The sequence below is a fragment of the Billgrantia sp. Q4P2 genome (assembly GCF_052806135.1).
This window is the reverse complement of record NZ_JBRBAI010000018.1, coordinates 48,038-57,556: the sequence shown is the minus strand read 5'-3', so window position 1 is coordinate 57,556 and position 9,519 is coordinate 48,038. Positions and strand designations below refer to the sequence as shown.

Sequence of the window (9,519 nt, the reverse complement as noted above, 5' to 3'; positions counted from 1 at the left end):
AGACCTTCATTGGCACGGTCGATGCCGACGGCAACTACGCCATCGACGTCCCGGGCGCACTGCTGGCCGACAACGACAGCATCACCGCCGAGGTGACCGGCAGCGACGACGCGGGCAACCCCTACCGTGCCGATGCCGAGCGCGACTACAGCGTCAACCTCAGCGGCGAGGCCGAGATCAGCATCGACCCCATCGCCGGTGACGGCGTGATCAATGGCGACGAGGCCCAGGGCAACGTCACCATCACCGGCACGGTGGGCGGCGATGCCAACCAGGGCGACACCGTCACCCTCACCGTGGGCGGCGAGACCTTCACCGGCGAGGTGGGCGAGGACCTGACCTATGCCATCGACGTACCCGGCAGCCTGCTGGCCGACAACGACAGCGTCACCGCCGAGGTGACCGGCAGCGACGCCGCCGGCAACCCCTACCGCGCCGACGCCGAGCGTGGCTACAGCGTCGACCTGGAGGCCACCGCCACCATCACCATCGACATCATCGCCGGCGACGGCGTGGTCAACGGCGAGGAAGCCGAAGGTGACGTCACCATCACCGGCACGGTGGGTGGCGACGCCAGCCAGGGCGACACCGTTACCCTCACCGTGGGCGGCGAGACCTTCACCGGCGAGGTGGGCGAGGACCTGACCTACGCCATCGACGTCCCGGGCGCACTGCTGGCCGACAACGACAGCATCACCGCCGAGGTGACCGGCAGCGACGCCGCGGGCAATCCCTACCGCGCCGACGCCGAGCGCGACTACAGCGTCAACCTCAGCGGCGAGGCTGAGATCAGCATCGACCCCATCGCCGGCGACGGCGTGGTCAACGGCGAGGAAGCCGAAGGTGACGTCACCATCACCGGCACGGTGGGTGGCGACGCCAGCCAGGGCGACACCGTTACCCTCACCGTGGGCGGCGAGACCTTCACCGGCGAGGTGGGCGAGGACCTGACCTACGCCATCGACGTCCCGGGCAGCCTGCTGGCCGAGCATGACAGTGTCACCGCCGAGGTGACCGGCAGCGACGACGCGGGCAACCCCTACCGTGCCGACGCCGAGCGCGGCTACGGCGTCGACCTGGAGGCCACCGCCACCATCACCATCGACATCATTGCCGGCGACGGCGTGGTCAACGGCGAAGAAGCCGAAGGCGACGTCACCATCACCGGCACGGTGGGTGGCGATGCCAGCCAGGGCGACACCGTCACCCTCACCGTGGGCGGCGAGACCTTCAGCGGCGAGGTGGGCGAGGACCTGACCTACGCCATCGACGTACCCGGCAGCCTGCTGGCCGACAACGACAGCGTCACCGCCGAGGTGACCGGCAGCGACGCCGCCGGCAACCCCTACCGCGCCGACGCCCAGCGTGGCTACGGCGTCGACCTGGAGGCCACCGCCACCATCACCATCGACCCCATCGCCGGCGACGGCGTGGTCAACGGCGAAGAAGCCGAAGCTGACGTCACCATCACCGGCACGGTGGGCGGCGATGCCAGCCAGGGCGACACCGTCACCCTCACCGTGGGCGGCGAGACCTTCAGCGGCGAGGTGGGCGAGGACCTGACCTATGCCATCGACGTACCCGGCAGCCTGCTGGCCGACAACGACAGCGTCACCGCCGAGGTGACCGGCAGCGACGCCGCCGGCAACCCCTACCGCGCCGACGCCGAGCGCGACTACAGCGTCAACCTCAGCGGCGAGGCCGAGATCACCATCGACCCCATCGCCGGTGACGGCGTGATCAATGGCGACGAGGCCCAGGGCAACGTCACCATCACCGGCACGGTGGGTGGCGACGCCAGCCAGGGCGACACCGTCACCCTCACCGTGGGCGGCGAGACCTTCACCGGCGAGGTGGGCGAGGACCTGACCTACGCCATCGACGTCCCGGGCGCACTGCTGGCCGAGCATGACAGTGTCACCGCCGAGGTGACCGGCAGCGACGCCGCGGGCAATCCCTACCGCGCCGACGCCGAGCGCGGCTACGACGTAGTCCCTGACATTGTTCATGTTGGCGCCGTCGATTCCGACGTCGATAACATCACGGTCGAGGAAGGCGACTCGGCAGAGTTCACGGTGAAGCTGTCGAACGCGAGCCCGCACGAAACCACCTACTCCCTGCAGCTTTCCAGTGGCACGGCGACCCAGGGCGAGGATTTCAGCGGGGAACTCACCTTCAGCGACGGAGTTATCTACGATAGCGGTACCGGCCAGATCACCGTGCCGGCGGGCGTGACCGAATTTATCGTGACCGTGGCCACCGTCGATGACAATCTAGTGGAGAGCACCGAGACCTTCACACTGACCGTGGGTGGTGTCACCGCTACCGGAACCATCCTGGACAACGATACCTTCTCTGTCACCAGCGTGTTGGAGGCATCGGATCAGGATGTCAACGGCAATCAGGATGACAATCCCGAGACAGACATCGTTTATAAGGGGAACATCGAGGGTGAGTTCTCACCCGATGTGACGCTGGCGATCGATGGATCGAATGCATCTGGATTGACTTCCAATGGCGAGTCGATCGGATACAGCTGGAACGCCGATGCCCAGACATTGACCGCCAGCACGGATTCCGGCGTTGTATTCATCGTGACTCTGGACCCGCCGAATAGCGAATACGTCTATCAGCAGTTCCAGGCCATTGATCACCCGGACATTGCGGGCGCCGATCATAGCCTCGATATCCCGTTGACCCTGGTTGCGCTGGATGCCAGCGGCAATGTCATTACCGACTCGGAGTTCACGATCACGGTATTTGACGACGCGCCGGTGGTATCGGGCAATCTGGCGATCGAGACCGAGAACGACGGCGACTTCGCAACGTCGGGATATCTGTCCCAGGCGACGCTCTCTAACGACCTGACCAGTGTGTCCTGGAACACGGATGGTCTGCCGCAGCTTGTCTTTGATGGCCTGCTGGTGAACTACGTCGACCATGGCGATGGCATGCTGACCGGTGAACTGGACGACGGCACGCTGGTCTTCCGTGTCCAAATCGATACGAGCCAGGCCAATGCCGACAACAACCCCCACTACAGCTTCGAACTCCTCAATTCGTTCGGGAAGCTCGGTGCCGAGGAGGATGCGAAGGGTTATACCGAGATATCCGGCGGCAACAGCGAAAACTATGTAGTGAGTTTCGGTGACTTCCTCATCAACAGCATGACGTCAACGGCAATTGATGGCAAAAGCGGGGAGACGGTTGTCTCGACGGTAAACTCGAATAGCAGCTGGATTGGCGTCGGCGGCAACTGGTTCAACCCGGGCGAGAAACTCACCATGGGGTTTGCCGATCCCGGTGACAATCCGGGGCAGGTGCGCGGCATGGAACTGTCCGTGCAAGGTTCAGGTAATAGCCCTAAAGATAGCTATACCCTGCATTGGGAGGCCACTGGAGTCGATGCGCAGGGCGATAGCGTGACTTGGTCTGGAACCTTCGACGGCTCTAGCAATAAGGCGACAGACTTCACTATCCCGCTGGATGCTGGAGCTGCCTATTTCTCCACCTTGGTTGTGACAGCCGTGTCCGGAGATTTCCGTATTGGCCTGTCAGGTGTTGTGGCTAACAACTACAACGACGATATCCCGCTGGATTTGGCCTACACGCTTACCGATGCCGACGGCGACACGGCTGAGGGCGGCATCGACGTGATCTTGACTGGCCCGGCGACGTCTCCGGACGGGCCAGCCAATCCCGACACGCTTCCCGAAGCCGCGGGTGGGCAGGTGGAAGGCAGCGAGGATACCGCCTTGGTGCTTCAGTGGCAGGATTTCAATATCACTGCCGATTCGCCGGGAGCGTCTCTCGGTATCGTCATTACCGAACTGCCAGAGGCTGGCGTGCTTCATTTCAACGTTGCTGGTGAGTGGACAGCCGTCTCCGTCGGCGACCAGTTCACCAAGGCGGATATCGATGGCGGAAACCTGCGCTTCATGCCGGAAGCCAACGCGTCAGGGTTCGACGGTTACGGCGGCAATGGGGTCGGTAATCAGCAGGCTGACTATGCGCAGGTGAAGTTCAAGCCGACCGATGGCCACAATGTCGGCGAGGAAGCGACATTGGTTATCGATATCGAGCCAGTTGCCGATGCACCGGACGTTTCTCTGATGCTCACCCCGGGAGAGACCCATGGTGGCAGTGCAGAGATCATCAAGGTCAATGGCGGCAGTGAAGTCGCGGGTGGCTTCGACGTTCAGGATGGCCAGATCGTCCGGATCGGCGACAATGTCCGAGTCTGGCTGACCAAGGGCGATTCAACGCCTGGGATCGCCAACCCCGGTTCCGACAATGCCGGTGTCATTGCTTTTTACGAACAGGGCAACCATGGAGGAGAAGGCCAGTATGCCGATATCTTCGTGGTGCACTCGAACAGTGGCTGGTTCTATACCCAGTCCGACTGGGATCACGAAGAGTTGCGGGGCCTGGACTCCGTACATGGCAATCGCATGGAAGATGACCAGAATGCCTACGGCGATTATATCTTCGTCATGCAAGAGGAAGGGTTCGAATACCAGGTAGGCTGGAGCACGAACAACAATGCGGACACCCACGTCAACACGCTGGACGGTGTATGGGTGGGCTATACGAATCAGAGCGGGTCGGGTTCTCTCATCAACCAGGTCAGCAATAATCTTGATGGCGTGATCTTTGGTGACGGCAGCTATGCGACACCCAATGCGCCTGAGATCGAGACCGTACCTGGCGGTGATGCCTACCAGGAGTTCCTGATCGAGCTTGCGGCGCAACTGGTCGACACCGACGGCAGCGAGATCCTGTCGGACATCACCCTGACCGGCATTCCCGCCGGCGCCAGTATCGAACTCGTCACGGCTCCGGATGGAGTGTCGGTGGAGTCGGGGGCGGATGGCAGCTGGGTTCTGACAAACCCCGACTTGACAGCTTTGACTGACCTGACGCTGTTGGCACGGGTGCCATTGGAGGATGCCGACACGTTCAGCGTAGTGGCACGTACCACGGCCAAGGAGGTCATCGGCCTCGATGACGCGGGCGAGCCCATCGTCGTGGATAGTGTCACGACAGTAGCCGGAAGTGACGGCGACGATATCCTTATCGGCGGTTCCGGCAACGATGTCCTGATCGGCGGTCTGGGCGATGACGTTTTCCAGTGGAACCTCGGCGACCAGGGAAGCGACAACGATCCTGCCAAGGATGTGGTCAAGGACTTCTCAGTGGGAGAGAACGTTCTCGACCTGGCGGACCTGCTGCAGGGAGAGAGTGCAGATAGCCTCGGTAGCTTCGTCTTCGCTGAGCAGGTTGGCGAAGATACGCTATTGCACATCAAGCATGATGGTGGGCTTGCTGCTGATGGCAGCAATGCTGACCAGATGATCGTGCTGGAGGGCTATGGCATGGAAGGCAAAGGGTCCGAAGAGTTTCTTCAGTTCCTTCTGGAGCACAATCAGCTAAATATCGACTCGTAATTCAGATCCGATAATCCTGGCTTGCCCCATCCAGCACTGCTGGATGGGGCTTTTTTTATCGAACTTTCAACGGCTTGTCTTCTTGGTGGGCCGTTTCGATTAACTGTCACTGGCCTAAGTTTTCCTTGTCCTTCAGTCCAATATGAAAGTTACGGCATGTAACCTAATTTTCTATTGACAGTACTCCAAGGGCTCGATCCTTGGGTACGCCAATAACAATTCAAACGAAGCAGGGAGACATGTCATGGCCATTGCCACGATCATTTCCATTACCGGTCAAGCCTGGGCACGCGACGCCGAGGGTAACCTGCGCGGACTGCGCGTGGGCGATACGCTTCAAGAAGGTGAGGTGCTGGTCACTTCTAATAACGGAAGCGTTCAGCTCGACTTCGGTGACGGGCTGGACCCGGCCCTGGTCGAAGGTGGCGAACAGGTGGTCATGAATCCGGAGCTGGATGCCGACCAGCAGGTCGGTGCGAGCGACTTCGCAGCTCTTGACGAGGATCTCGAAGCCCTGCTGGCGGCGCTGGATGACGATTCCATCGATCTGCTCGACGTGCTCGATGCTACGGCTGCGGGCGCCGGTCCTGGCGGTGCCGCCGATGGAGGCCACAGTTTCGTGCGTCTGGCCCGTATCGCCGAGGATGTGAATCCCTTGGCGTTCAGCTTCGGCATGAATGCCCTGGGTGGCCCGCCCGAAGAGCAGGGCGGGGCCCTCCTGCTTGGCGAAGCGGAAGAAGTGGAGGAACCCCAAGAGCTTGTCGTCATTCCGCCGAGTGCTGGCAGCTTCGAGGCGACGCTCCTTGATGTCGAAACGCTGAGTGAGTCCGGCTCCGTCATGACTGGCACGCTGCCGTTCTCCTTCGGTAATGGGGAAAATGGCAGCATCACCTTCGCCAGCATGCATGGCGTCGAAAACCAGGTCGGCCAGGAAACCATCGTTTATAGCTGGGATGCCTCCACCAATACGCTGACTGCTTTCTCGCCTGCGCGTGAACTCAATATCTTCACCATCGAGGTCAACCCTGCCACCGGGGAGATCACTCTCACCCAAGTGAACAATCTCCTGCATGAAGAAGGCATGGACGAAGCACTCACCAGCCTGATCTACACCGTCACCAGCTCGAGCGGCACGACGAGCGGTACGCTGAACATCACGATTGTGGACGACGTACCCGGTGTCGAGCTGGGCAGTGTCGACCTGAGCGGCCTTGAGCTGACCACGCTCGATGCGGAGACAGTCAACGGCACCTCTACCGCGACGGGCAGCGTGGCTACGGCCTTTGCCAGCGCGGTCACTGCCAGCTACGGTGCCGACGGCGCCGGCAACGTCGTCGTCGACGGCTACGCCCTGAGCCTGGGCGAGGCCGAACACAGCCTCACCAGCGGCGGCGAGCCGATCGTCTTCACTCTCGAAGATGGCGTCGTCATCGGGACTGCCGACGGCGTTGAAGTACTGCGCATCGAGATCGATGCCGCCAGCGGTGAGGTCACCGTGACCCAGTCCGGTCCCGTGGATCACCCCGCCCAAGGTGCCGACAGTGTCGGTCTGCCGGCCGGCCTGGTGAGCGTGAGCGCCACGGTTACCGTGACCGACGGTGACGGCGATACTGCCACGGACACCCTCACCGTCGATCTGGGTGGCAGTATCACCATCGACGACGACGTACCCGGTGTCGAGCTGGGCAGTGTCGACCTGAGCGGCCTTGAGCTGACCACGCTCGATGCGGAGACAGTCAACGGCACCTCTACCGCGACGGGCAGCGTGGCTACGGCCTTTGCCAGCGCGGTCACTGCCAGCTACGGTGCCGACGGCGCCGGCAACGTCGTCGTCGACGGCTACGCCCTGAGCCTGGGCGAGGCCGAGCACAGCCTCACCAGCGGCGGCGAGCCGATCGTCTTCACTCTCGAAGATGGCGTCGTCATCGGGACTGCCGACGGCGTTGAAGTACTGCGCATCGAGATCGATGCCGCCAGCGGTGAGGTTACCGTGACCCAGTCCGGTCCCGTGGATCACCCCGCCCAAGGTGCCGACAGCCTCTCCCTGCCGGCCGGTCTGGTGAGCGTGAGCGCCACGGTTACCGTGACCGACGGTGACGGCGATACTGCCACGGACACCCTCACCGCCGACCTCGGCGGCAGTATCATCATCGTCGACGACGTACCCAATATCACCCTGGAGCTGGGTGATGAAAGCATCGGTCTGATGACGAAAGATGCCGATACCGTCAGTGGAACCGGCAGCCATTCCGCCAGCTTCGCCGCCGCCTTCGTCATCGCCACCCTCAGTCATGGCGCCGACGGCGAGGGGAGCGTCGGTTGGGATTACTCCTTGGCGCTTGCCCAGGGAGTGGCGGACGGAGTGGACTCAGGGTTGAGCAGTGGTGGGCAGCCGATCTACCTCTACCTCCATGAGGGCGGCATCGTTGGCTCGACAGCTACGCAGGCCATTGATGTTGCGTCCGGCAATACGGTGTTTACCATCTCCGTAGATGGGGATGCCAACGTCACCTTGACCCAGCACGCTGCTATCGATCATGACAGCGCGGACAACGGCGATTACGCCAGCGACACCGTCGCGCTGGCCAATGGCCTGGTGGTACTGACCGGTACGGCCACCGTTGTCGATGCCGATGGTGATACCGCCAGCCGCAGCGTGGCGCTGGATCTGGGTGGCAACATCGTCTTCGCGGATGACGGTCCCAGTCTCTCCAGCCTCAACCTCGCCATTGCTAACGTGGCGGGCACGTATGAAGGCACCTACGAGTTCGATATTGGAGCGGACGCACAAGGCTTCCTCGACAGCTTCGGTGAGGGTTCGCTGATCTGGACGGGCATGCCGGCAGGCTACGAGCTGACCCTTACTGGCTCTACGGACACTTCGATCACCTATACCGCACAGTCGGGATCCTTCGAATTCTTCAATCTCACGCTCTATGCGAACGGGACTTACAGCTTCGAACTGGTATCTCCCGCTCCTGTGGTCGAGACGGAAATAGAGAGTTTGCTGAGTGCCTTCGATCCCGATGGCTTCTACAAGGAAGAGGGGAAGGACGCCTACTTGTTTTCGGCGGATGTCTTCGATGGCAAGTTCGAACTCGCCGTCGAGGCATTCAGTAACGGTAGTCGAGAGAATGTCAGCCTGTCCTCAACGGACCTCGGCGTGCATTCCAACGTGGTGCAAGGCAACAAGAATGACATGCTGAGGTTTGACGTTCGGCCCGTGGACGATGCAGGAGTGATCGGTATTTCCTCCTTCGTCTTCAGTGTGTCCGGCACGGGGGGCACCAAGGCGGGTGACCAGGCCAAGCTGACGGTCTACGACGAGGATGGCTCATCGCAGGTCTATACGGCCACATTGGCGACCGCTAATGGGGAGTTTGTCTTCAATATCGACCCGTCGCATAACGTCGACTATATGGAGCTGCGCCCGGCTGGTAACAACAGTTTCAAGATCGATGGCATCTCGACCAGCTATGTCACCCAGATCTATCCGGATGATTACCAGCTCGACTTCGAGCTGAGCGGTTCGGATGCAGATGGGGATCTTGCGACCGCGGCGTTTACGGTCTCCGTCAAGACCACCGAGGACGGCACTTATGAAATCACCGGCACTGATGGAGACGATGTGGTGCATGGTACCGAGGGCGACGATATCCTCATCGGCGGTGCGGGAAACGACACCCTGATCGGTGGCGATGGCGACGACGTGTTCCAGTGGAACCTGGGCGACCAGGGGGGCAGCGCTGCCCCGGCCATCGATACCGTCAAGGACTTCGGCTTTGGTGCAGACGTACTGGATCTGGCAGATCTTCTGCAAAATGAAAGTGTCGAGACCATCGATAGCTTCATCTTTGCGGTGCAGGAAGGGGCCAACACCGTGCTCTACGTCAATCATGAGGGTGAGATAGGCGCGGACGGTAGCAACGCCACGCAGGTGATCGTACTGGAGAACTTCAGCATGGGTGATGCCGAAACCTCTTCGGACTTTCTCCAGGAAATGCTGAACAACGGTCAGCTCAACATCGAGTAGTAAACGCTGCGGTGAGCCATACCTTCGCCCTGCCTGGAG

At 61.4% G+C, this 9,519-nt stretch carries 2 protein-coding genes; both read left to right on the top strand.

Features of this window, described 5'->3' with window-relative positions:
• Positions 1–5,447 (top strand): Ig-like domain-containing protein (locus ACUY1T_RS20930; RefSeq protein ID WP_446025502.1); only part of this gene is annotated, 5,447 nt, incomplete at its 5' end.
• Between the two features lie 244 nt (positions 5,448–5,691).
• Positions 5,692–9,480 (top strand): retention module-containing protein, encoded by a 3,789-nt coding sequence (locus ACUY1T_RS20925; protein WP_446025501.1) that lies wholly within the window; start codon positions 5,692–5,694, stop codon positions 9,478–9,480.
• Positions 9,481–9,519 lie beyond the last annotated feature (39 nt).